32 protein-coding genes and 1 tRNA gene are annotated in these 25,439 nt (G+C 58.2%); 11 read left to right on the forward strand and 22 right to left on the reverse strand.

The genetic code is table 11. The annotated features are described in order from the left end of the window. Positions 1-35: 35 nt before the first annotated feature. The 9 genes from E4P01_RS27545 to thrS form a co-directional block, all read right to left on the reverse strand. Positions 36-112 (reverse strand) — tRNA-Pro (locus E4P01_RS27545). Between the two features lie 90 nt (positions 113-202). Further along, positions 203-559, reverse strand: coding sequence for a MerR family transcriptional regulator (locus E4P01_RS27550; protein WP_003174972.1), 357 nt, complete (start codon positions 557-559; stop codon positions 203-205). Next, complete coding sequence (ihfA, locus tag E4P01_RS27555) at positions 540-842, reverse strand: integration host factor subunit alpha (RefSeq protein ID WP_002553164.1); 303 nt, start codon at positions 840-842, stop codon at positions 540-542. Before ihfA ends, E4P01_RS27550 begins: the two co-directional genes overlap by 20 nt. Before the next feature lie 3 nt (positions 843-845). Continuing rightward, positions 846-3,224 carry a phenylalanine--tRNA ligase subunit beta gene (gene pheT / locus E4P01_RS27560; RefSeq protein ID WP_216091812.1) on the reverse strand — a complete coding sequence of 793 codons (2,379 nt, stop codon included), beginning with the start codon at positions 3,222-3,224 and terminating at the stop codon, positions 846-848. 26 nt (positions 3,225-3,250) lie between these two features. Next, entirely contained in the window at positions 3,251-4,267 is a 1,017-nt protein-coding gene (pheS, locus tag E4P01_RS27565; RefSeq protein WP_003192486.1) for a phenylalanine--tRNA ligase subunit alpha, read from the reverse strand. A 109-nt stretch (positions 4,268-4,376) separates the two neighbouring features. Then, the gene (rplT, locus tag E4P01_RS27570; RefSeq protein WP_005789679.1) at positions 4,377-4,733 is read right to left on the reverse strand and encodes a 50S ribosomal protein L20; all 357 of its coding nucleotides are present in this window, start codon (positions 4,731-4,733) and stop codon (positions 4,377-4,379) included. A 30-nt stretch (positions 4,734-4,763) separates the two neighbouring features. After that, positions 4,764-4,958: a 50S ribosomal protein L35 gene (gene rpmI / locus E4P01_RS27575; protein ID WP_002553160.1), complete on the reverse strand. Its 195-nt coding sequence runs from the start codon at positions 4,956-4,958 to the stop codon at positions 4,764-4,766. Between the two features lie 60 nt (positions 4,959-5,018). Further along, entirely contained in the window at positions 5,019-5,570 is a 552-nt protein-coding gene (gene infC, locus E4P01_RS27580; protein ID WP_169851780.1) for a translation initiation factor IF-3, read from the reverse strand. Beyond that, positions 5,570-7,492, reverse strand: a complete 1,923-nt coding sequence (thrS, locus tag E4P01_RS27585; protein ID WP_005789682.1) for a threonine--tRNA ligase — start codon at positions 7,490-7,492, stop codon at positions 5,570-5,572. Before thrS ends, infC begins: the two co-directional genes overlap by 1 nt. A gap of 366 nt (positions 7,493-7,858) precedes the next feature. On the opposite strand from thrS, the gene E4P01_RS27590 reads away from it, so the two are divergent. Continuing rightward, the gene (locus E4P01_RS27590; protein WP_078821838.1) at positions 7,859-8,173 is read left to right on the forward strand and encodes a hypothetical protein; all 315 of its coding nucleotides are present in this window, start codon (positions 7,859-7,861) and stop codon (positions 8,171-8,173) included. A gap of 289 nt (positions 8,174-8,462) precedes the next feature. Further along, positions 8,463-8,675 (forward strand): cold-shock protein, encoded by a 213-nt coding sequence (locus E4P01_RS27595; RefSeq protein ID WP_003234260.1) that lies wholly within the window; start codon positions 8,463-8,465, stop codon positions 8,673-8,675. Between the two features lie 72 nt (positions 8,676-8,747). Here the strand turns inward: E4P01_RS27595 and E4P01_RS27600 are convergent, their stop codons facing one another. Further along, positions 8,748-9,068 carry an I78 family peptidase inhibitor gene (locus tag E4P01_RS27600; protein WP_032880290.1) on the reverse strand — a complete coding sequence of 107 codons (321 nt, stop codon included), beginning with the start codon at positions 9,066-9,068 and terminating at the stop codon, positions 8,748-8,750. Between the two features lie 144 nt (positions 9,069-9,212). Beyond that, positions 9,213-9,518, reverse strand: a complete 306-nt coding sequence (locus tag E4P01_RS27605) for a hypothetical protein (protein ID WP_032880289.1) — start codon at positions 9,516-9,518, stop codon at positions 9,213-9,215. 153 nt (positions 9,519-9,671) lie between these two features. Here E4P01_RS27605 and E4P01_RS27610 point away from each other — a divergent pair, with 153 nt between their 5' ends. Then, positions 9,672-9,872, forward strand: a complete 201-nt coding sequence (locus E4P01_RS27610) for a hypothetical protein (protein ID WP_032880288.1) — start codon at positions 9,672-9,674, stop codon at positions 9,870-9,872. A 34-nt stretch (positions 9,873-9,906) separates the two neighbouring features. Here E4P01_RS27610 and E4P01_RS27615 read toward each other — a convergent pair whose 3' ends face one another. From E4P01_RS27615 to E4P01_RS27645, 7 genes are read right to left on the reverse strand one after another with little or no spacing between them, the layout of a single operon-like run. Continuing rightward, positions 9,907-10,935: a nucleoside hydrolase gene (locus tag E4P01_RS27615; protein ID WP_148854418.1), complete on the reverse strand. Its 1,029-nt coding sequence runs from the start codon at positions 10,933-10,935 to the stop codon at positions 9,907-9,909. 27 nt (positions 10,936-10,962) lie between these two features. Continuing rightward, positions 10,963-11,367, reverse strand: coding sequence for a D-ribose pyranase (rbsD, locus tag E4P01_RS27620; RefSeq protein WP_005789692.1), 405 nt, complete (start codon positions 11,365-11,367; stop codon positions 10,963-10,965). Continuing rightward, positions 11,364-12,281: a ribokinase gene (gene rbsK / locus E4P01_RS27625; RefSeq protein ID WP_005789694.1), complete on the reverse strand. Its 918-nt coding sequence runs from the start codon at positions 12,279-12,281 to the stop codon at positions 11,364-11,366. The genes rbsD and rbsK overlap by 4 nt, the downstream gene beginning before the upstream one ends. Before the next feature lie 23 nt (positions 12,282-12,304). Then, complete coding sequence (locus tag E4P01_RS27630) at positions 12,305-13,327, reverse strand: LacI family DNA-binding transcriptional regulator (protein WP_216091813.1); 1,023 nt, start codon at positions 13,325-13,327, stop codon at positions 12,305-12,307. 3 nt (positions 13,328-13,330) lie between these two features. Further along, on the reverse strand, positions 13,331-14,308 hold the full coding sequence (locus tag E4P01_RS27635) for an ABC transporter permease (RefSeq protein WP_032880283.1): 978 nt from the start codon (positions 14,306-14,308) through the stop codon (positions 13,331-13,333). Beyond that, the gene (locus E4P01_RS27640) at positions 14,305-15,858 is read right to left on the reverse strand and encodes a sugar ABC transporter ATP-binding protein (protein WP_005789698.1); all 1,554 of its coding nucleotides are present in this window, start codon (positions 15,856-15,858) and stop codon (positions 14,305-14,307) included. Before E4P01_RS27640 ends, E4P01_RS27635 begins: the two co-directional genes overlap by 4 nt. A gap of 57 nt (positions 15,859-15,915) precedes the next feature. Further along, positions 15,916-16,872 carry a sugar ABC transporter substrate-binding protein gene (locus tag E4P01_RS27645; protein ID WP_005789700.1) on the reverse strand — a complete coding sequence of 319 codons (957 nt, stop codon included), beginning with the start codon at positions 16,870-16,872 and terminating at the stop codon, positions 15,916-15,918. 554 nt (positions 16,873-17,426) lie between these two features. Between E4P01_RS27645 and E4P01_RS27650 the strand changes: the two genes are divergently transcribed. The 3 genes from E4P01_RS27650 to E4P01_RS27660 all read left to right on the forward strand — a co-directional run bounded on the left by E4P01_RS27650 (position 17,427) and on the right by E4P01_RS27660 (position 19,627). Then, positions 17,427-18,515 (forward strand): asparaginase, encoded by a 1,089-nt coding sequence (locus E4P01_RS27650; RefSeq protein ID WP_005789702.1) that lies wholly within the window; start codon positions 17,427-17,429, stop codon positions 18,513-18,515. 168 nt (positions 18,516-18,683) lie between these two features. After that, positions 18,684-18,935: a DUF1654 domain-containing protein gene (locus tag E4P01_RS27655; RefSeq protein ID WP_005789704.1), complete on the forward strand. Its 252-nt coding sequence runs from the start codon at positions 18,684-18,686 to the stop codon at positions 18,933-18,935. A gap of 2 nt (positions 18,936-18,937) precedes the next feature. Then, complete coding sequence (locus E4P01_RS27660) at positions 18,938-19,627, forward strand: endonuclease I family protein (protein WP_005789706.1); 690 nt, start codon at positions 18,938-18,940, stop codon at positions 19,625-19,627. A 31-nt stretch (positions 19,628-19,658) separates the two neighbouring features. Here E4P01_RS27660 and E4P01_RS27665 read toward each other — a convergent pair whose 3' ends face one another. After that, positions 19,659-20,024 (reverse strand): hypothetical protein, encoded by a 366-nt coding sequence (locus E4P01_RS27665; protein ID WP_032880279.1) that lies wholly within the window; start codon positions 20,022-20,024, stop codon positions 19,659-19,661. A 261-nt stretch (positions 20,025-20,285) separates the two neighbouring features. Between E4P01_RS27665 and csrA the strand changes: the two genes are divergently transcribed. Both csrA and E4P01_RS27675 read left to right on the forward strand, forming a co-directional pair. Beyond that, entirely contained in the window at positions 20,286-20,480 is a 195-nt protein-coding gene (gene csrA, locus E4P01_RS27670; RefSeq protein ID WP_003192511.1) for a carbon storage regulator CsrA, read from the forward strand. 210 nt (positions 20,481-20,690) lie between these two features. Next, positions 20,691-20,951 carry a hypothetical protein gene (locus E4P01_RS27675; protein WP_078821843.1) on the forward strand — a complete coding sequence of 87 codons (261 nt, stop codon included), beginning with the start codon at positions 20,691-20,693 and terminating at the stop codon, positions 20,949-20,951. A gap of 14 nt (positions 20,952-20,965) precedes the next feature. Here the strand turns inward: E4P01_RS27675 and E4P01_RS27680 are convergent, their stop codons facing one another. Continuing rightward, the gene (locus tag E4P01_RS27680; RefSeq protein WP_216091814.1) at positions 20,966-21,643 is read right to left on the reverse strand and encodes an HAD-IA family hydrolase; all 678 of its coding nucleotides are present in this window, start codon (positions 21,641-21,643) and stop codon (positions 20,966-20,968) included. Positions 21,644-21,859: 216 nt separating this feature from the next. Here E4P01_RS27680 and E4P01_RS27685 point away from each other — a divergent pair, with 216 nt between their 5' ends. The 3 genes from E4P01_RS27685 to E4P01_RS27695 are packed head-to-tail and all read left to right on the forward strand — an operon-like array spanning position 21,860 to position 24,231. After that, positions 21,860-22,120, forward strand: a complete 261-nt coding sequence (locus tag E4P01_RS27685; protein ID WP_032880274.1) for a DUF2790 domain-containing protein — start codon at positions 21,860-21,862, stop codon at positions 22,118-22,120. 42 nt (positions 22,121-22,162) lie between these two features. Then, positions 22,163-22,834: a heavy metal response regulator transcription factor gene (locus tag E4P01_RS27690; RefSeq protein WP_122734617.1), complete on the forward strand. Its 672-nt coding sequence runs from the start codon at positions 22,163-22,165 to the stop codon at positions 22,832-22,834. Beyond that, complete coding sequence (locus E4P01_RS27695) at positions 22,831-24,231, forward strand: heavy metal sensor histidine kinase (protein ID WP_216091815.1); 1,401 nt, start codon at positions 22,831-22,833, stop codon at positions 24,229-24,231. The genes E4P01_RS27690 and E4P01_RS27695 overlap by 4 nt, the downstream gene beginning before the upstream one ends. A 12-nt stretch (positions 24,232-24,243) precedes the next feature. Here E4P01_RS27695 and E4P01_RS27700 read toward each other — a convergent pair whose 3' ends face one another. Then, positions 24,244-24,741, reverse strand: a complete 498-nt coding sequence (locus E4P01_RS27700) for an anti-virulence regulator CigR family protein (RefSeq protein ID WP_078821846.1) — start codon at positions 24,739-24,741, stop codon at positions 24,244-24,246. Positions 24,742-24,819: 78 nt separating this feature from the next. Next, positions 24,820-25,434 carry a pyroglutamyl-peptidase I gene (gene pcp / locus E4P01_RS27705; protein ID WP_078821847.1) on the reverse strand — a complete coding sequence of 205 codons (615 nt, stop codon included), beginning with the start codon at positions 25,432-25,434 and terminating at the stop codon, positions 24,820-24,822. Positions 25,435-25,439 lie beyond the last annotated feature (5 nt).

Here is a 25,439-nt window from a genome sequence, read left to right on the forward strand (position 1 = left end):
AATCTTTTCAGATTGGGCCAAGTCATTGAATAATATGGTCGGGACGGAGTGATTCGAACACTCGACCCCTAGCACCCCATGCTAGTGCGCTACCGGACTGCGCTACGCCCCGACTAGGCGTGTTACTGGGTTCGCTTCTTAACGAAGCGAACCGGAATATACCGCAAGCTTTTGAAATGTGGAAGTATTTTTAAAGCTTGAATCATTTCTTCAGCACCACCAGCACATCTTCCAGTTCGGAGATCATCTGGCGGATCAGTTGCTTGTATTGGGTGGTGTCGTCTTTGGCTTCATCACCGGACATACGCTGGCGTGCGCCGCTGATGGTGAACCCCTGGTCGTACAGCAATGCACGGATCTGTCGGATCATCAGCACGTCCTGGCGCTGATAATACCGACGGTTCCCGGTGCGTTTGACGGGGTTGAGTTGAGGAAACTCCTGCTCCCAATAGCGCAGCACGTGCGGTTTTACCGCACACAGCTCGCTGACTTCACCAATGGTGAAGTAGCGTTTGCCTGGGATGACGGGTAGTTCGTCGTTATGACTTGGTTCCAGCATAAGCCTCAACTCGGGCCTTCAACTTCTGCCCTGGACGAAAGGTGACCACACGGCGAGCCGTGATCGGGATTTCTTCTCCCGTTTTTGGATTGCGGCCAGGCCGCTGGCGTTTGTCCCGCAGGTCAAAATTGCCGAAACCGGACAACTTGACCTGTTCGTTGTCTTCCAGAGCGTGGCGGATCTCTTCAAAAAACAGCTCGACCAATTCCTTGGCCTCGCGCTTGTTCAGACCCAACTCTTCGTACAGACGTTCCGCCATCTCAGCTTTCGTCAAAGCCCCCATACGTCACTTCCTTAACGTGGCGTTCAACCTTTGTTCGAGCGAGGTGAGGATATTTTGTGTCGTGGTATTCACCTCATCGTCATTAAGAGTGCGCGATGGATGCTGCCAGGTCAAGCCGACTGCGAGGCTTTTTCTATGCGGATCAATGCCTTTACCCTGATAGACGTCAAATAGCCTGAGGTCTGTCAGCCATTCCCCTGCATTTTCACGGATTACATCCAGAAGGGCAGTGGCGGCGACGTCACGGTCGGCCATCAGCGCCAGGTCGCGACGCACTTCAGGAAAGCGCGACAACTCGCTGAATTTAGGCATCTTGCCCGACGCCACTTCAGCCAAGACTAGCTCAAACACGAAGACTGGACGGTCCAGCCCCAACGTTTTCGACAGTTCCGGGTGAATGGCGCCCACAAAACCTACCAGGCGACCTTCGCGCTCGATACGCGCAGTCTGGCCTGGATGCAAGGCTGGGTGACTGCCCGGCACAAACGTAAAGGCATCCAGCGCGCCGGCAAAGCCCAGTACCGCTTCCACGTCAGCCTTGACGTCGAAGAAGTCTACGACGTCGCGGCCCTGCGCCCAGCCTTCCGGCAGGCGGCTACCGCAGACCACGCCAGCCAGCATCGGCTCTTGCTTGAGGCCATCGAGCTGACCCACGAAACGCAGGCCGCTTTCGAACAGGCGCACGCGGTCTTGCTGGCGGTTCAAGTTGTGGGAAAGCGCTTTCACCAGACCCGGCCACAGCGAAGAACGCATGGCGGCCATGTCGTTGGAGATCGGGTTGGCCAACAACAGCGGTTCAACACCCGGGTTGAACAGCTCAAATTGTTTTGGATCGATGAAGCTATACGTCACGGCTTCCTGGTAACCACGAGCAACCAGCAGGCGGCGCAGCTCAGGCAGGTGCGCACGCGCTTCGGCCTTGGGTTGCGGCGCGAGGCGCGCTTGCGGGTAGCGAACCGGCAGGCGGTTGTAGCCATACAGACGTGCCAGCTCTTCGATCAGGTCGACTTCCAGGCTGATGTCGAAGCGATGGCTAGGAACTGCAACCTGCCACTGCCCTTCCCCACCTGCAGAAATACCCAGGCCGAGCGCGGACAGCAGTTGCTCGATTTCAGCCGGCTCGATGACTAAGCCGAGCATCTGCTCAACGCTTTTGGCACGCAAGGTGATCGGCGCAATCGACGGCAGGTACTGTTCGCTGACGGTTTCGGTGATCGGGCCGGCTTCGCCACCGGTGATTTCCAGCAGCAGGCCGGTGGCGCGCTCCATGGCTTCACGGGCGAGATTCCAGTCCACGCCACGCTCATAGCGGTGCGAAGCATCGGTGTGCAGGCCATAGGAACGGGCCTTGCCTGCGATGGCGATCTGGTCAAAGAACGCGCTTTCAAGGAATACGTCACGAGTGGTCGCGGATACACCGCTGTGCTCGCCCCCCATCACGCCGGCAATTGCCAGGGCGCGAGAGTGGTCGGCGATAACCAGGGTGTCGGCACGCAGGCTGACTTCCTGACCGTCGAGCAGCACCAGCTTTTCGCCTTCCTCGGCCATGCGCACGCGGATGCCACCGTTGATTTCGGCGAGATCGAAGGCGTGCAGCGGCTGACCCAGCTCCAACATCACATAGTTGGTGATGTCGACGGCGGCGTCGATGCTGCGCACGTCGGCGCGACGCAGGCGCTCGACCATCCACAGCGGGGTCGGCCTGGACAGGTCGACGTTACGGACCACACGCCCCAGGTAACGTGGGCAGGCGTTCGGCGCGAGCACTTCGATGGAGCGAACTTCGTCATGCACCGGCGGCACAACAGCAACCGCCGGACGGGTGACAGGAGCGTTGTACAGCGCGCCCACTTCACGGGCCAGACCGGCCAGGGACAGGCAGTCGCCGCGGTTCGGGGTCAGGTCGACCTCGATGCTGGCGTCTTCCAGTTCCAGGTAAACCCGGATGTCCTGACCCACAGGCGCGTCGGCCGGCAGCTCCATCAGGCCATCATTGCCCTCGCCTACCTGCAACTCAGCCTGAGAGCACAACATGCCGTTGGACTCGACACCACGCAGCTTGGCCTTCTTGATCTTGAAGTCGCCAGGCAGTTGGGCACCGATCATGGCAAACGGGATCTTCAGGCCCGGGCGCACATTAGGCGCTCCGCACACGACCTGAAAGGTTTCCGAACCGTTACTGACCTGGCACACACGCAATTTATCGGCATCAGGGTGTTGCTCGGTGCTCAGCACTTCGCCTACTACCACGCCACTGAAAACACCGGCGGCCGGGGTAACGCTATCGACCTCAAGACCGGCCATCGACAGACGCGCAACCAGCGCGTCGCGATCTACCTGCGGGCTTACCCAGCCACGCAGCCATTGTTCACTGAATTTCATCCTGCTCTCCTAAAGATTCGTTACGACTAGCGAAATTGCGCGAGGAACCGCAAGTCGTTGTCGAAGAACAGACGCAAGTCGTTCACGCCGTAACGCAGCATGGCCAGACGCTCAACGCCCATGCCGAAGGCAAAGCCCGAGAACTCTTCCGGATCGATCCCGGACATGCGCAGCACGTTAGGGTGGACCATGCCGCAACCCATGACTTCCAGCCAACCGGTCTGCTTGCAGACGCGGCAACCTTTACCGCTACACATCACGCATTCCATGTCGACTTCAGCGGACGGCTCGGTGAACGGGAAGAACGATGGACGGAAACGCACCGCCAGCTCTTTCTCGAAGAACACCCGCAGGAATTCTTCGATGGTGCCCTTGAGGTCGGCAAAATTGATATCGCGATCCACCAGCAGGCCTTCGACCTGGTGGAACATCGGCGAGTGGGTGATATCCGAGTCGCTACGGTACACACGGCCTGGGCAGACAATGCGGATCGGCGGCTTGTTCGCTTCCATGGTGCGGACCTGTACCGGCGAGGTATGGGTGCGCAACAGCATGTTCGCGTTGAAATAGAAGGTGTCGTGCATCGACCGGGCCGGGTGATGGCCTGGGATGTTGAGCGCCTCGAAGTTGTGATAATCGTCTTCTACCTCAGGGCCTTCGGCAATGCCGTAGCCGATGTGGGTGAAGAACTGCTCGATACGTTCCAGAGTCCGGGTAATCGGATGCAGGCCGCCCGAGGCCTGACCACGGCCAGGCAAGGTCACGTCAATGGACTCGGCGGCGAGCTTGGCCGCTAGATCGGCCTCCTCGAGCGACGCCTTGCGCGCATTGAGCACCTCTGTGACACGTTCCTTGGCAACGTTGATCAACGCACCGACTTGCGGACGTTCTTCAGCGGGCAAATTTCCCAGGGTCTTCATCACCTGAGTCAATTCACCTTTCTTGCCAAGGTAGTGAACCCGGATTTGCTCCAGGGCATTTACATCTTCAGCGCTTTGCACGGCCTCAAGGGCTTGGGCAACGAGCGCGTCCAGGTTTTCCATGTACAGACTCCAGATACAAAATAGGGGAAGAGCTTGAAGGCTCTTCCCCTATTTATGACGTTTACCACCTTGGGCTACAGGAGTAACCCAGGATGACTGTCGGGGGTACTTAAGCCAAGGAGGCTTTAGCTTTCTCGACAATCGCAGCAAACACCGCTTTTTCGTTCACGGCCAGTTCAGCCAGAACCTTACGGTCGATTTCGATGGACGCTTTCTTCAGGCCAGCGATGAAACGGCTGTAGGACAGACCGTTAACACGTGCACCAGCGTTGATACGAGCGATCCACAGAGCGCGGAACTGACGTTTTTTCTGACGACGGTCACGGTAGGCGTACTGGCCTGCCTTGATTACCGCTTGCTTGGCAACACGGAATACGCGTGAACGCGCGCCGTAGTAGCCTTTAGCAAGTTTCAGAATTTTTTTGTGACGTTTACGGGCAATGACGCCACGCTTTACACGAGCCATGAGTTACTTCCTCTAGTCTTGATCCAAAAATTAACGAAGGCGCAGCATGCGCTCGACTTTTGCCACGTCAGACGGATGCAGCAAGCTGCTACCGCGCAGTTGACGCTTACGCTTGGTCGACATTTTGGTCAGGATGTGGCTCTTGAAAGCGTGCTTGTGCTTGATACCGTTAGCAGTTTTCAGAAACCGCTTAGCAGCACCACTTTTAGTCTTCATCTTTGGCATGTTCGGATACTCCGCATTCAGTTGATAAACATAATCAGAAGGCCTGCCGTGCCCTGTTGATTACTTCTTCTTTTTCGGGGCGATGACCATGATCAGTTGGCGTCCTTCCATCTTAGGATGCTGTTCGACCGAACCGTACTCGAGCAGGTCAGCTTCAACCCGCTTGAGGAGTTCCATCCCCAGCTCCTGGTGGGCCATCTCACGGCCGCGGAATCGCAAGGATACCTTGGCCCTGTCCCCATCACTCAGGAAACGTACCAGGTTGCGCAGTTTTACCTGGTAATCCCCTTCCTCCGTCCCTGGACGAAACTTGATTTCTTTAACCTGGATCTGCTTCTGGTTTTTCTTGGCTGCGGCAATCTGCTTCTTCTTCTCGAAGATCGATTTGCCGTAGTCCATCAGCTTGCAGACAGGCGGTACAGCATCGGCGGAAATTTCCACCAAATCGAGCTTGGCTTCTTCAGCCTTAAGAAGCGCGTCTTCAATTGACACAATCCCAAGCTGCTCACCCTCAGCCCCAATTAACCGAACCTCGCGTGCCGAGATATTCTCGTTGATCGGGGCTTTCGGTGCAGCTCGTTTATCTTGTCTCATTTCACGCTTAATAATAATTACTCCGAATCTGGGCGACCACGCCGGGAAACCGCTTGCGCGAGGAACTCAGCGAACTGGGCGACGGGCATCGAGCCCAGGTCAGCACCTTCACGAGTACGCACAGCGACAGTCTGCATCTCGACTTCCCGATCTCCGATAACCAAAAGATAGGGAACCTTGAGCAAAGTATGCTCGCGGATTTTAAAGCCGATCTTTTCATTTCTCAAGTCGGACTTGGCACGAAATCCGCTTTCGTTGAGAGTTTTTTCAACTTCGGCGGCAAAATCTGCCTGTTTATCAGTGATATTCATGATCACTGCCTGGGTCGGAGCCAGCCACGCAGGGAACGCGCCCTCGTAGTGCTCGATCAGGATACCGACGAACCGCTCGAACGAACCGAGGATCGCCCGGTGCAGCATAACCGGGTGTTTACGGCTGTTGTCTTCGGAGACGTATTCGGCTCCCAGACGGATCGGCAGGTTAAAATCGAGCTGCAGGGTACCACACTGCCAGACACGGCCAAGGCAATCTTTGAGCGAGAACTCGATCTTCGGACCGTAGAACGCGCCCTCCCCCGGCTGCAGGTCGTACGCAAGGCCCGCACTGTCGAGTGCTGCGGCCAGTGCCGCTTCGGCGCGATCCCACAGCTCGTCGGAACCAACGCGTTTTTCCGGACGAGTGGACAGCTTCATTTCAACTTCGGTAAAGCCGAAATCGCGATAAACGTCCATGGTCAGCTTGATGAACGCGGCGGATTCAGCCTGCATCTGCTCTTCGGTGCAGAAGATGTGGGCGTCGTCCTGAGTAAAACCGCGCACACGCATGATGCCGTGCAGTGCACCGGATGGCTCGTTGCGGTGGCAGGCACCGAACTCGGCCAGGCGCATCGGCAACTCGCGGTAGCTCTTCAGGCCTTGATTGAACACCTGCACGTGGCATGGGCAGTTCATCGGCTTGATGGCGTAGTCGCGGTTTTCCGACTGGGTGGTGAACATGTTGTCGGCGTAGTTGGCCCAGTGCCCGGATTTCTCCCACAGGCTGCGATCAACGACCTGCGGGGTCTTGATCTCCAGGTAACCGTTGTCGCGCTGAACCTTGCGCATGTACTGCTCAAGCACCTGGTACAGGGTCCAGCCATTCGGGTGCCAGAACACCATGCCCGGCGCTTCTTCCTGAAGGTGGAACAGGTTCAGGCGCTTGCCGATCTTGCGGTGGTCGCGCTTTTCAGCTTCTTCAATGCGCTGGATGTAGGCGGCCAGCTGTTTCTTGTCAGCCCAGGCCGTGCCGTAGATCCGTTGCAGCTGTTCGTTCTTGGCATCACCGCGCCAGTAGGCACCGGACAGCTTGGTCAGCTTGAACGACTTGAGGAAACGCGTGTTCGGCACGTGTGGGCCACGGCACATGTCGACGTATTCTTCGTGGTAGTACAAGCCCATGGCCTGCTCGTCCGGCATGTCTTCCACCAGGCGCAGCTTGTAATCTTCACCACGCGCGGTAAACACGTCGATCACTTCGGCACGCGGGGTGACTTTCTTGATGACGTCGTAATCTTTTTCAATCAGCGCGTGCATGCGCTGCTCGATGGCCGCCAGGTCGTCCGGTGTAAAAGGACGCTCATAGGCGATGTCGTAATAGAAGCCTTCTTCGATTACCGGGCCGATCACCATCTTGGCGGTTGGGTACAGCTGCTTGACCGCATGGCCAATCAGGTGCGCGCAAGAGTGGCGAATGATCTCCAGCCCCTCTTGATCCTTGGGCGTGATGATTTGCAGGCTGGCATCGCAAGTGATCAGGTCACTGGCGTCGACCAGTTTGCCGTCGACCTTGCCGGCCACGGTGGCCTTGGCCAAGCCTGCACCAATGGATGCGGCGACTTCGGCTACGGAAACCGAATGATCGAATGAACGTTGACTGCCGTCGGGTAGAGTAATAGTTGGCATGGCGCCTCCTCTCCTAGTGGTGACCCCTACCAAAGGTCACGTGGGTTGGGATGAGCCAGTACAAGATCCAACACCAGGCCGTTCAGTGATGAACGCCTGCCTTACAGCGGCAGGAGCCTTTCGGCCAACCGATAATCGAACCAGAGTGACTGGATTGAGCTAAAAAGAAACATGGCAAGGCGGTAATTGACGCGCCTGAAACTAGCCAAGCCCACGATGCTAGCACAGATGAACGGTCATCGCGCCGACGAAGCTTTGTGTATAGCGCAATTCAAGGCTTTATAGCTGCAAAGTGAACTTGAGCTGTACGTCGGGCCTCCAACCCACTGAGAATCGCCGTTCGTCCTCGACCCAAAGGAGCATCCCATGATGCGTTTCACCTCTACCCTCGCTGTCGCCGCTACCCTGAGCCTCCTTTCCCTCGGCGCGCAGGCTGCAGCCCCGTCCAATTGGCCAGCCGGTGCCCGTGACAGCTTTGTGAGCGACTGCAGTGCCGCCGCGAGTCAGAACGTAGACGCCAAAACTGCCAAAGCTCACTGCGAATGTGGTGCTGACAAGATCAATGCCGAATTGAGCACTGCCGAGATCAAGGAACTGATGACCAATCAGAACGCCAGCCCTGAGCTTAAGAACAAAGCGGTAGCGGCTATTTCGTCCTGCAAAGTCGTGAAGAAAAAGTAAGATTGACCACTGATCTGACGACCATATCGCTGGAAAAATGGCCTGAAAACTGCCATTTCACACAAATTATGCAGGTTTTACGGCTTTTTTTAACAGTTGATATTTCAGCGCAAAGCCCCGTAGATCGGGGCTTTGCGCCGATCCAGGGATCAGATGCAACGCGATTGATTAGCAAACAATGCCTTGGGGGGGCTCCCAAGTCGAACATTTCGACTATGATAGCCCAGTGTGCCCAGTTGGCCTGAGCAGCACAGCACTACTGAAAATATATGTTTCTTGGAGATACACCATGTCTAATCGCCAAACCGGCACCGTTAAATGGTTCAACGATGAAAAAGGCTTCGGCTTCATCACTCCTCAAGGTGGCGGTGACGACCTGTTCGTACACTTCAAAGCTATCGAAAGCGACGGTTTCAAAAGCCTGAAAGAAGGCCAAACCGTTTCCTTCGTGGCTGAGAAAGGCCAAAAGGGTATGCAAGCTGCACAGGTTCGCGGCGAGTAATTCTCCGCTGAGCTAAAAAAAACCCCGTCCATGTGACGGGGTTTTTTATGGGCGATGCAAAAGCCGAAGCTGTCAGCCGCAATTGACCCGCGTGATCACCAGGTTGTTGTCAGTGTTGAGGTTCAGGCGGTCAGAACGATATTCCAGGGTAATCATATCGTTGGGCTTGAGGATGCGTGCATTCTGCGCGCCAGCACGGGTACGAGCCTGCTCCAGCAACTGCGGCGAGGCTTTCTGGCCGATTGCGAACTCGGCGGCCTTCGACTCACAGCGGCTATGACCGGCATCGGTCACGGTGGCGTCTTTGCCTGGCTCAGAGGCACCCGGGGTGCTGCAACCCGCCAATGCGAGTGCTGCCAACAAAGTACCGAATGAAGCGAGCTTCCAAGGCATGAAGCCTCCTATGATAAAAAATGGACAGAGATCGTGCGACAGCGATATGAACGATTGGTTTCAAGACGTTAATCGCCTGCGCGCAAGTCTGCCTGACTCGCGCGGGGCAATCGCCCAGTCAATCGTGACTAGATATGAACGCACTCAGTAGATGTCGATGTAGTCAGATGGTGGGTATGGCCAGTTCTGTTTCAGCGCGTTGAAGATCTGCATGACCCAGACCTCATCGCTGGCCGCCACAATGCCGACATAGCCAGAACCCTTGGCCCAGGTCTCCAGACGAAACAGCAGGCCATCTATCTGAGCTCCACCGACTACGCCGGAAGAAATATAGGCAATACCAGCCCTGGTTACCCGAAGCTGGGTATGTACGTCGTCACTGGCGTGGGCAAGCAGTTGGCGCACGGCATCCAGCGTCAGGTTCTCAGGCTTGTTCAGATCGATCTGCACGCGGTGTTTCCCGGCTGTTAAACAAGCCAACAGTGTCGCATACCCCCTCCTTCATGCCTAAGTAGCAGTGCCAAAAGCCGCGCAAAATGGTTAACTGCGCCGCTGGAACCGCGCTCCAGCGCATTGCCCAGTACTTTCAGCCGTGAGATTTCCATGACCACCGTAACGCTCCAAGCCGATATCAAAGCCAAGTGGCCCCAGGGGCAAAGCTCCTATAGCCCCGGCAGCCCCGAAGAACTGGCGATCATTGGTATCGATCTGTTGGTCAAGGAACTGGGAACCCAGGCGGCACAAGCGTTCATCGGCCAGGTATTCGAGAAATACCCGGCCGACTACATGGGCGCACAAGAATAAGAACCGGCCGACGAACGCCGACCGGTAAAACGTATTACTTCAAACGCGCCAGACGCTCGGTCAGCAGATCGAAGAAGCCCTGGGCGTCGCCGTTCTCGACCCAGTACACATTCTTCTCCTGCTTGAGGCCGTCGTACCAATCGACGATGGTCTGGCCAAAGGTTGGGCCTTCGCGGCTGTCGACGACCATATTGGCCTGACGACCGCTGAACAGCGATGGTTTGAGCAGGTAGGCAACCACGGTAGCGTCGTGGACCGGGCCACCCGGAATGCCGTAATGCTCCATGTCGCCTTTGACGTACTCATTCAGAATACTGCTGACGACCTTGCTCGCGTTGTTGTTCAGGTCCGCAATCTTCTTCAGGCGGGCGTCGCTGGTGAGGACTTTATGGGTCACGTCCAACGGCAGGTAGGTCAACTTCACTCCACTTTTGAGCACAATCTCAGCGGCCACCGGATCGGCGAACAGGTTGAACTCGGCCACGGGCGTGATATTACCGCCATTGAAGTGCGCACCACCCATCACCACCACTTCCTTGATGCCCTGGGTGATTTCCGGCGCCTGGGTCAGTGCCAGCGCGAGGTTGGTCTGCGGACCGAGCATGGCGATGGTGATGCTGTGCGGTTTGGCGGTGCTCAGCGTCTTGATCAGGTAGTCAACGGCATTACCTTCGGCCAGGCCTTTTTTCGGCTCGTGCACGGTGACGCCGGAGATGCCCTCTTTGCCATGGATATTCTCGGCGTAGATCGGCTTGCGCAACAGAGGCGCCGGCGCACCTGCGTACACCGGAATGTCCTCACGCCCTGCCCACTCGCGCGCCAGACGCGCATTGCGGGAGGTCTTGTCCAGACGCACATTACCGGCGACGGTGGTCAGCGCACGAATGCTCAGCTCCTCCGGCGAGGCCATGGCGAACAGCAGCGCCACCACGTCATCGGCCCCAGGGTCGGTATCGATGATCAGGTCGATTTTTTCCGCCGCCTGGGCGCTTGCAGCTGTGAGTGCGGACAAAAGCAGAACACTCCGGAACAGGTTTTTCAGGATGGGTAGACCACGTTGCATAAAGCACTCCTTGTCATTGGGGGGACGCTAAAACGTTACACCGGATACCAGCGCGATATTGCAGTAAGGCTGGCACTCGCCGGTACGCACAACCGCGCGTGCTGTGCGGCTCAGTTGCTTGAATTCTTCATGGCTGAGCAGCCGCCGCTCACCCAGCGCTGCCTGCTCTGTCAGCGCATTGAGCGCGCTCAGCGCCGGCGGTTGCTTGAGCAGGATTTCTTCCGCGAGCACGTGGCTTTCAACCTGCATCTCACTGAGCACAATGCGCAACGTGCTGATGAAATCCGGAATGCCCTGGGTCAGTGCCAGGTCGATCAACTCCACGCCGGGCGGCACCGGCAAACCGGCATCGCCGATGACCAGCACATCACCATGGCCCAGGGACGCGATCACGCGTGACAGGGCGATATTGAGCAAAGGTGTCTTTTTCATGAGGGCACAAAACCTTGTACGTCGTGCAGCGTAGGAATGGAAGGCTGAGCGCCGGCGCGGGTCACAGACAACGCCGCCGCTACCTGGCCAAAACGGATCGCCTCGGCTTCGCTCTTGCCCGCGGCCAGTGCAGCGGCAAAGCCACCGACGAAGGTATCGCCAGCGGCTGTGGTGTCCACCGCCTTGACCTTCGGCGCCAACAGATGCTCGAAGCTGCTACCGTCGGCGAACAGTGCGCCCTGGGCGCCAAGCGTAATGATGACTTTACCCGCCCCCGCCTTGATCAGCGCTGTCGCGGCGACCTTGGCGCTGTCGAGCGAGTCGACGGTGACACCGCTCAGGGCGGTGGCTTCACTTTCATTGGGGATCAGGTAATCGATCGAGGCATACCACTGAGCGGGCAAAGGCCCACTCGCGGGCGCCGGATTGAGGATGACTGTCTTGCCCAGTTCGCGGCCGCGCTTGAGCGCATGACCAACGGTGTCCATCGGCACTTCAAGCTGGCAGATGATCACGTCTGCCGCCTGCAGCACAGCGTCGCACGCTTGCAGAGACGCGGGCGTCAACTCACCGTTGCTGCCGGCCACAATGACAATCGCATTCTGGCTGCTGTCATCCACCACGATCAATGCCACACCACTGGAGCCCTCTACGGTGCTGACCGCCTGGCAATCGATCCCTTCCACCAGCAGTGCATCACGCAACTGACTGCCATAGGCATCGGTGCCCACGCATCCGATCATCGCAACACTGGCCCCCAGCCGCGCCGATGCCACCGCCTGGTTGGCGCCCTTGCCACCCGCAACGGTGGAAAAGCTCTGGCCGATCAGGGTTTCACCGGCACGCGGCAAGCGACTGGCCCGGGTGACCAGGTCCATGTTCAAGCTGCCTACTACCACTACTTTTGCTGGCATACATCAGTACTCATCAATTCGGTTCAGCGGTATTGGGCGAACACACCGGCCAATGGCGCCGTCGACTCACGCAAAACGATACTTGGCGTCACGATGCGTTGATCGATCGACCGTTGGGGTGTTGCTATTCGTTGCAATAATAATTCGGCCGCCGTCTCGCCCAATTGCAGGATCGACTGCCCGACCGTGGTCAGCGCAGGATAGACGTAGCGTCCCATCTGAATGTCATCGAAACCGATCACCGACAACTCGGCCGGCACGCGGATGCTGCGTTCTGCGGCTGCGCGCAGCACGCCGAAACCAATCATATCGTTGCTGGCGAAAATCGCGCTGGGCGGGTTTTGCGCTAACAATTGCACGGCTGCGGCATACCCCCCCGTGCTGGTGAAATCGCTTTCCAGGATCCGGCTGGCCAACACCTCGACACCCGCCTCGCGCAATGCACGCTGGTAACCCGCCAGGCGCATTTGTGCCACGCGGGTATGCCCCGGGCCGCCGATACAGGCGATATCCCGATGGCCCAACTCCAGCAAGTGCCAGGTCGCAAGGTAGGCGCCCTGTTCGTGGTCGATGCGCACCAGATCGACATCGATGCCATCCAGGGCCCTGTCGACAATCACCATGGGCGTGCGCACTGCACTCAAGCCCGCCGCCAGGCCACTGTCATCGCCGCCCACCGACGTCACGATCAAGCCGTCGACGCGTTTTTCGAGCAACACGCGCAAATAACTGCGCTGTTTTTCCGCGTCGTCGTCGGAGTTGCAGAGGATCACGCAGTAGCCATTACGCTCGCAATAATCCTCGATGCCCCGCGCAAGCTCGGCAAAATACGGGTTGAGGCTATTGGGCACCAACAGGCCAATGGTGGCCGTGGTCTTGGCCTTGAGCGAACGCGCCACGGCGCTGGGCACGTAGTCCAGCTGTTTGATCGCCGCCTCGACCTTGATGCGGACCGGCTCGCTGACCGGACGCGTCTTGTTCACCACATGGGACACGGTGGTGTAGGAAATACCTGCAAGCGCTGCCACATCCTTGATCGTTGCCATGACTCAGCCCCGCCGACTGGCGCGCTGGCTGCGGTAAGTATCGAGGACCACGGCGATCACGATCACAGCACCGGTAATGATGCGTTTGGTGGGTTCCGTAGCGCCGATCTGCGCAAGCCCCGCCGCCAATACCGAAATGATCAATACACCGAAGAACGTACTGATGACCGAACCGCGCCCGCCCATCAGGCTAGTGCCGCCGATTACCACCGCGGCGATTACCTGCAGCTCCAGGCCTGAACCTGCATTCGGGTCTGCCGCCTCCAGGCGCGAGATCTGGAACAGCGCAGCTACACCGGCCAACAGGCCCATCAGGCTGAACACCAGAATCTTGTATGGCTTGGGATTAATGCCAGCCAGGCGCACTGCTTCTTCGTTAGTGCCGATGCCGATCAGGTAGCGCCCGAAGACAGTGCGGGTCAGCACCAACTGAGCCGCAATGATCACCAGCAGCGCAATGATGAACGACGGGGAAATACCGAAAGCAATCGGGTTGGACAGCCAGGCAAACGAGTCACCGATATAAGCGGTGCGCGAGCCCGTCATTTGATAGGCCACGCCCCGGGCCATCTCCAGCACCCCCAAAGACACGATAAATGACGGGATACGCCAGGCCACGGTGATGGAGCCGGTGATGGTCCCGGCCAATGCAGCGCAGCCCATGCCCAGTAGCGCAGCCGGTAACACGCTCCAGCCCCAGCCCAGGATTGCCACGCTGACCGCCGATGCCGCCAATGCCAGCACCGAACCTACCGACAGGTCGATACCGCCGATGATCAGGATGAAGGTCATGCCCACCGCCAGCACCATCAGGTCCGGAATCTGGTTGGCCAGGGTGCTGAAGGTGTCGTAGGACAGGAAGTGGTCGCTGAGTACCGAGAACAGCGCAATCATCGCCAGCAAGGCACCCGCCAGCCCCAGGTAAGTACCCAGGCCATAGAAGTTGCCGCCAGTTTTACCGGAGGAAATGCTTGTTTTCATGGGGTATTCCTAGGCGCTGCCTCATTGAGCAGCGCATCACGTTTCTGATAGCCGGCAAAGGCGGCGGCGAGCAATTCGTCCTGGGTCCAGCTGTCACGCTCGAAGGTCTCGATCAGGCGCCCCGCGGACAACACCCCGATGCGATCACAGATCAGCATCAGTTCACGCAGGTCGCTGGACACCACCACCAAGGCTTTGCCCTGGCGAGTCAGTTCGCCAAGCAACGCATAAATGTCGAACTTGGCGCCGACGTCGATGCCTCGGGTGGGCTCATCGAACAGCATTACTGCGCAATCGCGCTCCAGCCAGCGGCCAATCACTACTTTTTGCTGGTTGCCACCCGACAACTCGGACACCAATTGCCCCGGGCTGGAACTGCGGATACGCATGGCGTCGATCTGGCGTTTGGCCAGGGCGGTTTCGTTGCGGCTATTGACGACGCCACCGCCGGAAATTTCCGGCATGTTGCCCAAGGCTATATTGGCGCTGATCGATTGGGTCAGCAGCAGGCCCTCGCCCTTGCGGTCCTCGGTGATCAGGGCGATACCATGACCAACCGCATCCACTGGCGAGCGAATACTGACCACCCTGGCCGGCGAACCCAGGGCCACGGTGCCGCTGTCGGCCTGGTCGGCACCGAAGATCAGGCGCAGCAACTCAGTGCGGCCGGCGCCGATCAGTCCGGAAATACCGTAGATCTCACCGGCGCGCACTTCAAAGGACACGTCGCGAACCTTGTCCGAACGGCTCAGGCCCTTCACCGTCAGGGCCGGTTCGCCGATGGTGCGCGGGCCCAGGTCAATGTGTTCGCCCAGCTCGCGACCGACCATCAAGGTCACCAGTTGCTCACTGTTGTAATTGGCCATCGGCTCGACGCAGACCAGCTTGCCGTCGCGCAGTACCGCAATGCGCTGGGCGACACGGGCCAGTTCTTCCAGCCGGTGTGAAATATAAATGATCGCCACGCCCCGGGCCTGCAGACGGGTAATTTGCTCAAACAGCATCTCGACTTCACGGGCGGTGAGCATGGCCGTGGGTTCGTCGAGAATCAGGACGTGGCAGTCGCCGATCAGGTTGCGCGCAATCTCGACCATTTGCTGGTGGCCAATGCCCAGGCTGCCAACCAAGGTGTCGGGGTCGATCGCATCCAGGCCAACTTGAGCCATGGCCTCGATCGCGGCTTTGCGCAGTTGCTTGCGGCTGATCCAGCCACAGTTGCTCGGCAGGTTATCCAGAAACAGGTTTTCAGCCACCGTCAGGGTCGGCAGCAGGTTGAGTTCCTGCATGACCATGCGCACGCCCAAGGCTTCGGCCTGGGTGCGGCTGGCGGGGCAGTACTCCTGACCGTTGAACTGCATGTGCCCGGTAGTCGGTGTGACCAGGCCGCCGATGATCTTCGACAAGGTACTTTTGCCTGCGCCGTTCTCACCGGTCAGCGCGAGCACTTCCCCGCGATTGAGCGTCAGGGTGATGTCGGACAGAACCGGCTGGGCATAGGTCTTGCCGATACCGCTGACCGAGAGGACAGCGTTCGGGGCGGAAGATGACATAGGAAAATCTCCAGGCGCCCGCTCAGGACGAGCGAGCGCTGTTGGGTACTGCCGGGATTACTGCTTGATGACGAGTTCGACCGGGGTTTCGATCACGCCATCTTTGGCATCGACCTTCTCACCCTTGACCAGCTTCAGTGCGTTCTGGATACCGAATACCGCTTGTTGCGCGGCAGCCTGGTCAGCGGTGGCCAACACACGACCATCCTTGAGCATTGGCTTGATCGCATCAATGTTGTCGTAGCCCACCACCAATACCTTGCCCGCCTTGCCTGCCGCACGCACGGCGGAGACAGCGCCCAGGGCCATGTTGTCGTTACCGGCCAGCAGCGCCTTGATGTCCGGCGTTTCGCTCAGCATCGCTGCAGCAATCTTGTTGCCCTGGTCGATTTCCCAGTTGCCGGATTGGGTGGAAACAATCTTCATGCCTGCAGCGTCCATCGCATCCTTGAAGCCTGCGGTGCGCTGCTGGGCGTTAGTCGTGGTGGGTACGCCTTCGATGATGCCAACCTTGTCACCCGCGGCCAGTTGCTTGGCCAGGTAGTCGCCCACCAGCTTGGAGCCTTTGCGGTTGTCCGGACCTACGAACGGGATATCGAGGTTTTTGCTTTTGAGTACCTCCGGGTCCAGGCGATTGTCGATGTTGACGACCTTGATACCGGCATCAGAAGCCTTCTTCAGCACACTGGCGAGCGCCTTGGAGTCGGCGGGAGCAATGACAAGCGCGTCTACCTTGGAGTTGATCATCTCGTTGACGATGGCGATCTGCGCACTGGTGTCTGTTTCGTTCTTGATCCCGTTGGAGATCAGCTTGAACTCTGCTGGGTGCGCTTTCTGGTAGTCCTTGGCACCGTCGGTCATGGTGACGAAGAACTCATTGGCCAGGGACTTCATGACCAAACCAACAGTAGGTGTTTTGGCAGCGTCATCAGCAAGTGCAGAAGAGAGAGGCAAAGCAGCGGATGCGGCAAGCACAGCGACAGCAAGAAGACGTCCAGCGAATGGCAGCTTCATGGGTTCACTCCGATCTTATGATTATTGTGAGCAACGCTTGCACCGAAGACCTCTTCGGCGGCCCTCCCACCCGGGCGGCTGATGCGAGCTGTCACGATACTCCTGGAGCGCTCGTGAAACATCTCGCAAACGTTTGCGTTGAGCAAACTATGAGAACCTTGTCGGGATTTGTCAACGGTAGAAACTGGCCTTTCAATCCCATGCCCTCGGCCTGGTCCAACCAACCTTGGGGACTGAAACGTTTAAGGCCACCTCTTTCTCGCACTCTCTAAAACGACAGGTGTTGACGCTAATCGCACTCGAATTTTGTGACAGGGCTGTCGGACTACCGAACACACCACCCCTCAACCGTTCGGAAAGCCGGACGCCACTCACTCAAAACAAGTTTAAAAAATCTCATAAGTTGTTTTAAATCAATACGTTAATTTAAGAAGAACCACACACTCAGCCTGGTACAAATCCTGCTTTTCCCCTGCACCTCGCGGCGTTCAGAACCGCCCGGGTGTTCTAGATGAACCGGCTACAGCACTCATCAAAAACCAGAGAGAAAAATAATGAAATCTGCATTGAAGAACTTTGTCCCGGGCGCCATGGCCCTGCTGCTGCTGTTCCCCCTTGCCGCACAGGCAAAAGAAGTCGAAAACAAAACCAAACTGTCCAACGTAGTGATCCTTGCCACAGGCGGCACCATTGCTGGCGCCGGCGCCAGTGCAGCCAACAGTGCTACGTACCAGGCAGCCAAAGTCGGCATCGAACAACTGATCGCCGGCGTTCCTGAGCTTAGCCAGATCGCCAACGTACGCGGCGAACAAGTGATGCAAATTGCTTCGGAAAGCATCAACAACGAAAACCTGCTGCAACTGGGTCGCCGCGTCGCAGAACTGGCTGACAGCAAAGACGTGGATGGCATCGTGATCACTCACGGCACCGACACCCTTGAAGAAACTGCCTACTTCCTGAACCTGGTAGAAAAAACCGACAAGCCTATCGTCGTGGTCGGCTCCATGCGTCCAGGTACCGCCATGTCGGCTGACGGTATGCTCAACCTGTATAACGCAGTCGCTGTCGCAGGTAGCAAGGATGCGCGGGGCAAAGGCGTGCTGGTGACCATGAACGACGAAATCCAATCGGGTCGCGACGTCAGCAAGATGATCAACATCAAGACCGAGGCATTCAAGAGCCCGTGGGGCCCGCTGGGCATGGTCGTTGAAGGCAAATCCTACTGGTTCCGCCTGCCGGCCAAGCGTCACACCATGGATTCGGAATTCGACATCAAGACCATCAAGAGCCTGCCTGACGTTGAAATTGCCTACGGCTATGGCAACGTGAGCGACACTGCCTACAAAGCACTGGCCCAAGCTGGCGCCAAGGCAATCATCCACGCCGGTACCGGTAACGGTTCGGTATCCTCGAAAGTCGTTCCCGCGCTGGTCGAATTGCGCAAGCAAGGCGTACAGATCATTCGCTCCTCCCACGTCAACGCCGGCGGTATGGTTCTGCGTAACGCTGAACAACCAGACGACAAATACGACTGGGTTGCGGCTCTGGACCTGAACCCGCAGAAAGCTCGCATCCTGGCCATGGTAGCCCTGACCAAGACCCAGGACAGCAAAGAACTGCAACGCATGTTCTGGGAATACTGATTACTGCTGATCGACCTGTGGGAGCGAGCTTGCTCGCTCCCACAATTGCTCCCCCTTCTCAACAAACTTCCCGAATCGCTGTCAGACGAACTTCTTGAAATTTAAGCAGTTGCGAAATCGCCTACAGTTAAATACTGTATGTGCGTACAGCAAATTAAGGAATGCTCCGTGGCAAAGCCCTCTTCCGCAGCACCTGCAGCGCCTGACGCCTATCAGCGCCTGGCTATTCGCGTGCAAAAGATCATCAATTCGACCAACGCACAGAAAGCCAAGGCAGCCTTGCTCTTCCGTTTACCCGATGAGCCGGAAGACGTGTGGCAACGTCTACTGGAAGAAATTGCAGAAAACGACAACGTCACCCTCGCCTATCGGGATGACGGTGGCGTGCAGATTTTTTGGGTTGTGCCGAAGGAAGATTGATTGTGAGTGCCCGTTTTATTGCTGTGTGCTGTCTGTTTTTAAGCGTAACCGCCAACGCCCAAGCCCCTCGCACCTTTAGCGAAGCCAAGAAAATCGCATGGAAGCTTTACGCCCCCCAATCGACCGAATTCTATTGCGGCTGCAAATACACCGGTAACCGCGTGAATTTGAAAGCCTGCGGTTACATCCCGCGCAAAAACGCCAATCGCGCCGCGCGCATCGAGTGGGAACACATCGTGCCGGCCTGGCAAATCGGGCATCAGCGCCAATGCTGGCAAAACGGCGGGCGAAAGAACTGCACGCGCCACGACGATGTGTTCAAGCGCGCCGAGGCGGACCTGCACAATCTGGTGCCGAGCATCGGCGAAGTGAATGGCGACCGTAACAACTTCAGCTTTGGCTGGCTGCCCGTGCAAAGTGGGCAGTACGGCTCGTGCCTGACCCAAGTGGATTTCAAGGCCAAGAAGGTCATGCCACGCCCGTCCATTCGCGGCATGATCGCACGCACGTATTTTTATATGAGCAAGCAATACGGCCTGCGCCTGTCGAAGCAGGATCGCCAGCTGTATGAAGCCTGGAACAAGACTTACCCGGTGCAAACCTGGGAGCGCCAGCGCAACCAGACCGTGGCTTGCGTGATGGGACGGGGCAACGAGTTTGTCGGCCCGGTGAATCTCAAGGCCTGCGGTTGAACGTGGGCGGGGTTGCCGCCCACTTGGCACGTCACTGCGCGGCGTTGTGTTCGATAATTTCAGACACGGTGTCGGTTTTCTTCGCGCGGGCCATTTTTTCGTTGAGCAAGGCTTGTTTGGCCTCCGCCTCGGCCTTGGTTGCGAACGGACCCAACAGCACCTCATCCTTGCCGTCGACCTTCACGATATAAAAATTGAAACCATGCTCCAGCAACCAGGCGGTCAGGTCGGTGATCGCCTGCAGCTTGTGGTCTGGCGGGCCGACGCGCACATCCCATTCCTGAGCGGCAATCGCGCCGGTTTGTGGCAGGCTTTCGGTCACGGCAGGCTTGGCCTTGGGCGCATCGACCGATTTACCTTCACCGCATCCGGCCAACGCCAACACCACAATTGCCATCGCTACTTTACGCACTGCCCTGCTCCTTTGAGGATAAAGAGGCGACTTTACCATTCACTGTCTATTCTGGCCGTCATAAACGTTGGCTTAAACAATGCGAATGATGTATCGCGACCTGTATGATGCCGCCATGGGAATTAATGTCGCCTCTATGCGTCCTAAAAGAGGCAGCCACAGGGAAGCGCTTCGCAGTAAGCTACACACATCCGACACCTGCCCTGTCTGACACATGTGTCCTTAAAAGTAATCAAGGAGAAGTCCATGCTTATACTCACCCGCAAAGTTGGTGAAAGCATAAACATCGGTGATGACATTACGATCACCATTCTGGGCGTTAGCGGCCAGCAAGTACGAATCGGCATCAACGCACCCAAGGACGTTGCCGTGCATCGCGAGGAGATTTACCAGCGCATCCAGGCCGGCCTGACTGCACCCGACAAAAACCAGACGCCTTGAAACGCCTCCAGTAGCCAGCCCTTTCGTTCACTGTAATGGCTGGCGAAAACCCAATCGGCCTGCTCGCGTCTTCCAGCCTGACCAGTGCGCTTTGAGCATGCCCCTTCGCTGCAAGATGAAACTATCTGGGCATCTGGAACTTGTTGAAGTATTCGCAGCCCAATTTCTGACATTTTATCCTGCCATCCGTGTGCATTCAGGAATACGTCGATGAGGCCAGTCGCGACGCCACCTCTTGTTTCCAGATCCTGGATGATCGCCCTGCTGATCGGGGTGGCCTTCCTGGCGCTTGGGTATGGGCTGAGAGTCGAAGTCGAGGGCGCCGATCCCGACGCCCATTCCTGGCTGGACCTGGCGCTCCTTCTCTGCGGCTACCTGCTGGTGTTCTGCCTCAAACCCATCCAAAAAGTTATCTTGCGCAAGCTATGCCAGCGCGCAGCGCATCGTGCCCATCAGAAAACCACACGCTGAGGACCTGCTGCGTATCACGGCGCCAGCTTGCGCAAAGACAACAAGCCATCAGCGCCATGCTCGGTGCATAAATCGCCATAGTCGTTGATGCAAGCGTGTGCAGTCACCATGGGCTCCAAGTGTGCCGAGGTGACAACCACAACATCCGCCCCCGCTGCTTCACCCGCTCGAATGCCAACCGTGGCGTCTTCGAACACCAGGCTGTCCTCAACCGACACCCCCAGGCGTTTCGCGCCCAATAAATAGCACGCAGGGTCGGGTTTACCGTTGGCCACATCTTCGGCCGTCACCCACACGGCCGGCACGGGAATGCCTGCCGCTTGCAGTCGACGTAACGCCAGCGCCTTGGGGGCAGACGTGACCAGTGCCCATTGATCCGCGGGCACGCCTTTCAAAAACGCCACTGCGCCGGGAATCGCTACAACGCCGTCGACATCGTTGAGCTCCGCGTCGGTAATCCACTGGGCTTCAACTTCTGGATCGACACCCGGCAACGCCTGGCGGGTGATCGTATCAATCGCGCGCGCGCCATGAATGGTAGGCAGAAACGCTTCCACATCCAGACCATGGCGCTCGGCCCAGATGCTCCATACACGTTCGGCCGCAGCGATGGAGTTGAGCAGGGTCCCATCCATATCGAACAGGAAAGCGCGGTAACGCCGGTTGAACACGGATGAAGTTGGGATGGACACTGCGCGGCTTCCTCATGAGCTGGACCCCTGCAATCTACGGATCACCTCGGCGCTTGTAAACGTAGAGCCTCCTCGACCGGACACTCATTGCCCACGCGCCAGGCTCGAACCAAGAATGACGAACTTGTCATGATCCTGTTGGTTGGCTGTTGGGGTCGCCTGGTTACTGTGAACTCACTGCTAACCCGGCAGCCCCCAGCCACGAGAGAGACCGCCATGAAACTGTTCGCCCTGGGCTTTGCCGCCTTGCTCGCCACCGGTACTGCCTTCGCTGCCGACGTAACGTCTGCCAGCGATGTCATCCACGACAAAACCGGCTTCTTCCTACACCTGGATGTCGACAAGGTGCTATCGAGCACCGACATCTCTGGCCAATGCGGGATTGTCCCGGCGCACTTGCGCTACCTGGACCATCAGGGCCGCGAACACCTACTCGATTACCAAGTCCAGGGCGTCGGTTGCGCCAGTGACAATTGATCGGGCTACACTTGCGCCACTTATTGAAGCAGGGCACTTTCCATGAACATCCTCGTAGTCGAAGACGAACCCAAGGCCGGCAATTACCTGCTCAATGGCTTGCAGGAGCTGGGCCACTCGGTGAGCCTGGCGCGCGACGGCGTAGAGGGTTTGCACCTGGCCCTGGAAACACCATACGACGTGATCGTGCTGGACGTGATGATGCCGAAAATGGATGGCTGGGAAGTGCTGCGTCGCCTGCGCAAAGAGGCCGATACACCGGTGCTGTTCCTCACCGCTCGCGATGACATCGCCGACCGCATCAAGGGCCTTGAACTGGGTGCCGACGACTACCTGATCAAACCCTTCTCCTTCGCCGAACTGGTTGCACGCCTGCGCACCCTCAACCGACGTGGCCCGAGCCGCGAAGAAGAACAGCTGCACATCGCCGACCTGCACATTGACGTGCTCAAGCGCCGTGTGACCCGCGCCGGTACGCGCATTACCCTGACCAACAAGGAGTTCGCCTTGCTGCACCTGTTCGCCACCCACCAGGACCAGGTGCTGTCCCGCTCGCTGATCGCTTCACGCGTATGGGACATGAACTTCGACAGCGACACCAATGTGGTCGATGTTGCCGTACGCCGCCTGCGCCTGAAGATCGATGACCCGTTCCAGCTCAAACTGATCCACAGCGTGCGGGGCATTGGCTACCGCTTCGATACCCAACCATGAAGCTCGATCGCCATTATTCCCTGACCCTGCGCCTGGCATTGATCTTTGCCCTGCTCGCCTTCGCCCTGCTGGCCACCCTGGGCGTGACGCTATACCACGAGCTGGAGCGTGAGCTGATCAAGCGTGACGACGCCGCGCTGATCTCGCGCGCCAACCAACTGCGCAACGTGCTCAATGACGGCAATACCCGCGAGCTGATCAAGACCAAGCCCCAGCTGTTCCAGAACATGCTGGGCAACAGTGAGTCGGTACTGAGCATCGCTGCACCTGGGCAGACTCCGTTATTGCTCGTCAACCCGGGCAACATTCAAATACCGGCCGTGCCGGCCGTGGCAAAAGACCACGCCCTTGGACTCGCCGACGTACACCATTTGCCCGGCGTAGATGGCGTGCCCTTCGCCACCGTGGCGGCTTTCATCGACACCGGTGACCTGGGGAGCCTGCAAGTCACCGTCGGGCGCCTGATGGCTGAACGCACAGCCATGCTTGCCAGTTATCGCTTGAGTGTTTTTATCCTGGCCAGCATCGCGGCGGTCATTCTCGCCTTGGTTGGTTATGTGCTGGTACACCGTGGGCTGGTGCCCTTGCGGCGCCTGGCCGGACACGCACAGGGCATCGGCGTGAACAACCTGGCCGAGCGCCTGGGCAGCCAAGGCGCGCCCAAGGAGCTGCTGCCGATGATTGACGCCTTCAACACCATGCTTGAACGGCTGGCCAAAGGTTTTATTCAACTGGGCCAGGTGTCCACCGATATGGCCCATGAACTGCGCACCCCCATCAATAACTTGCTCGGTGAAACCCAGGTCGCGCTGCAACAGAGCCGCACTATTGAAGACTATCAGCAACTGCTGGCCTCAAACGTTGAAGAGCTTGAACGCCTGGCACGGATGCTCGACAACATGCTGTTCCTGGCCCGTACCGACCCTGCCAGCGCCTTGCGCCAACGTCAGGCGCTGGACGCAGCCGATGAAGTGGAGCGCATCGCCGATTATTTCGAGGGCTTGGCCGGTGATGTGGGTATGCACATCGTTGGCGTGGGCGAAGGTGTGATCTGGGCGGAACCGATGCTGCTGCGCCGGGCCCTGGCGAACCTGTGCGCCAATGCCATCAAGTATGGCGCGCCGAACACCGAGCTGAGCATCCGGGCCGTCCCGACAGTCGAGGGCACTTGCATCAAGGTCAGCAACCAGGGTGCAACCATTGCCGCGGAGCATTTGCCCAGGCTGTTCGAACGCTTTTACCGGGTGGATGAATCCCGTGAATGTTCATCCCAGTCCAATGGACTGGGATTGTCGATTGTGGCGACCATCATGCAGCTGCATAACGGTCGGTATGGCGTCAGCAGTGAAGACGGCGTGACGTGCTTTGAATTGTTTTTCCCCGCGCAGGAGACGTGAGGGGTTTTCCGCTCAATCAAAGGCGCCATTAAGTACTTCGTAGATGATGCCGCTGGCGATGGCGACCAGAATCAAATCGGTTCCCGCTTGCTGCCATTCATAACCGTCGTAGTGCGGCAGCCGCCCCAGCAGGCGACCATCGAGTTTCTTGGCGATACCGGGTGGCAGCGGCTTGCCGCGCGCCAGGTTCTTCTGGATCCCCGGCGGCAATGCAGGCCCCGGGCTCCAGTAATCGCGATAACCGCCGAGCACATTCAATACGCTCCCTCGGTCAACGCTGGGGCCGTGACCACCTGAGCCGCCCTTGCCCTTGGGCTTGTCGTAGGCCTGCCCTGCGGGGTTATTGCCTTTGTTATTGCCCTGCCCCTGACCGCCCTTGTTACCCTGGCCCTGCCCCCCTTGGTTATTACCCTGCCCCTTGCCATTACCGGGATCGGCCAAGGCAAGACCGCTACCCGCAAACAGCGCGAGGGACAACACGACAGATACGAACTTCGGGTACTTGATCATGATGGTTTTCCAAGGTGGATACACCTGTGAACTATAGTCGAAGTTGCCCCACGAATGACTCCATTCACAGCCCGACCGTCAGCTCACCTGCCCGCCTGTTTCCCGCACATCCGTTTGGGTTAGCCAGGCCGTCGAGACCGCCAGTCGCAAGGCCTCAACCAAAGGCGGCTGGTCGGCCGGCGGCGCGCTCGGCACATGGATAAACCCACTGCGCACCCCGGCCTCGACCAGCCGGTGCTGCAAAAGGTAGAACACCTGATTGCACACGAACGTGCCCGCCGTTTGCGAAACGGCAGCCGCCACCCCCGCGTCACGCAGCGCCTTGACCATGGCCTTGATCGGCAATGTCGAGAAGTATGCAGCCGGGCCACCGGCTACCACTGGCGTATCAATCGGTTGCTGCCCGAGGTTGTCGGGGATGCGTGCGTCATTGATATTGATCGCTACCCGCTCGATAGACATCTCGCTGCGCCCGGGCGCCAGGCCGGTGGCAATCACCATTGCCGGGTTCAACTCGCTGATCAATCGGGTCAGGTGTTCACCCGCCGTGGCAAATGCACAGGGCAGGCAATGCGCGACAATGCGTGCACCCTCGCCCAGTTGCACGCCATCCAACTGGCGCGCAGCTTCCCATGACGGGTTCACAAGGTCGTTATCAAAGGGCTCGAAACCCGTCAGCAGTACAGTTTGCATAGTGA

Source organism: Pseudomonas sp. NCIMB 10586 (assembly GCF_023127895.1).
Classification (GTDB): domain Bacteria; phylum Pseudomonadota; class Gammaproteobacteria; order Pseudomonadales; family Pseudomonadaceae; genus Aquipseudomonas; species Aquipseudomonas synxantha_A.